Here is a 1,545-nt window from a genome sequence, read left to right on the forward strand (position 1 = left end):
CACGGCCCCGGCGTTGTTCGGGTGTGTCCGGTTTGATCATGGTTTGTTAGATGCCGTAGGTGGCGAAGACGTCGCGGCGGTCGTGTAGGTCGCGGCGAGCGTGAGCGATGTTCGCGCGTCCGGCGAGGCGGAAGGTGTTGAGGGACAGGTTGCGGAAGCTGGCCGCGGCTCGTGGGGCGGTACCGGTCCGTAGCTGGGAATCGTCCTCGTGGAAGGTCACGTCTCGAGTCCAATGAAGACGATTTTCCACGGTCCAGTGGCCTCTGGCGTAATGGTTGAGGTGCTCGGGGCCGGCCTGGTCGGCGTCGACGCTGACGATGCCGTGGATGATTTCCTTGCTGGTGCGCACGCCGTCGAGACCGCCGGTATCACGGCGCAGCCGGAAGACTTGCCGGGCGCCGGGGAACACCGTGTCGTCGCAGGCCGCGACCCGTAGGGTTCGGCGTTCAGTGCGCCCGTGTCCGCGCTCCTCGTCGATGTCGGTGTGGTCGATGAACTCGGTGTCGGTGCCGGACAGCAGGGCTTGGGCGGCCTTCAGAGCGAGGGGCTGGTTCCCCTTCAAGATCAGCGTGTAGTGGGCTCGAAGGGGGCCGGTGATCAGACGAGCGGTCTTCTTGCTCGTGTGGAGGGCATCGAGGGTGAGCATCATCCCGGCCAGCTCCAAGGGTGTCAGCAGGTCGGCGATGACGGTGCTCTCGCCGCGCTTGTCCGGGACCTGGCGTTGGCCCAGGACCACCCCGTGCTGGTGGCTGATCGCCGCGACCAGGAACACCTGCCCCGTCGCAGTACGGGTGCCGTGCAACAGTTTCCCGTCAATCGCGGCCGCCGGCAGCAGCCCGGCCGGCCTCGGGTGGGTCACGGCCCGGGTGGCGGCGCGGCGCTGCTCCCGCTCGACGGGTTCGTCGTCGCAGGTGGGGATCACCGGCGCCGGCGCGTGAGCACACACGATGTCGGCGGCGTAACCGCAGGTCGCTGTGTCGAGAGCGTCACCGTCAAGGGCGGCCAGGACCCGCCGGAAGGTGCGTTCGCTGGGCACCATGTACCGGCCGCGCAACGGGTTGAACCGGGCCCCGAGACGGTGCAGGACATCCTGCGGGGTCCGCGCCGCCCACTGCCGGATCGCGGTCACCGAGTCGTTACCCACCACCAAAGTGGCGCACGCGGTCAGGACCAGAATCACCAGCAACGGATGCCGAAGCCCTCGCAAGCGGCGCGGATCAGGCACCTGCCGCAGCCGATCGAGCAGCGACGACGCCACCAACAACGGGTCAGCAGCCAACGAATCCGCGGTGACCGGGTCCGCGGTGACCGGGTCCGCGGTGACCGGGTCCGCAGCGAGTTCGGCTTCCCACAGGGCCAGATCGGCAAGGTGGTCAACAACAGGGCTGATCGGGGAAGATGACGACACGAGCGCGGCTCCTGGAACGATCTTCTGGCGTAGACACCCGAAAGATCATCAGAAGTCGCGCTCGTCCCACAACTTCAGCTCTGTCCGGTCCTCAACCTGGACAGAACACCTCAAGCCGGAACAACGCCGGGGCCGTG

The 1,545-nt window shown here is 67.5% G+C and carries 1 protein-coding gene; it reads right to left on the reverse strand.

Annotated elements, in window-relative coordinates; genetic code table 11:
• Positions 1-46 precede the first annotated feature (46 nt).
• Complete coding sequence (locus tag AC1WTP_RS34345; protein WP_109906691.1) at positions 47-1,408, reverse strand: ISAs1 family transposase; 1,362 nt, start codon at positions 1,406-1,408, stop codon at positions 47-49.
• Between the last annotated feature and the right edge of the window lie 137 nt (positions 1,409-1,545).

Source organism: Micromonospora sp. R311 (genome assembly GCF_056780015.1).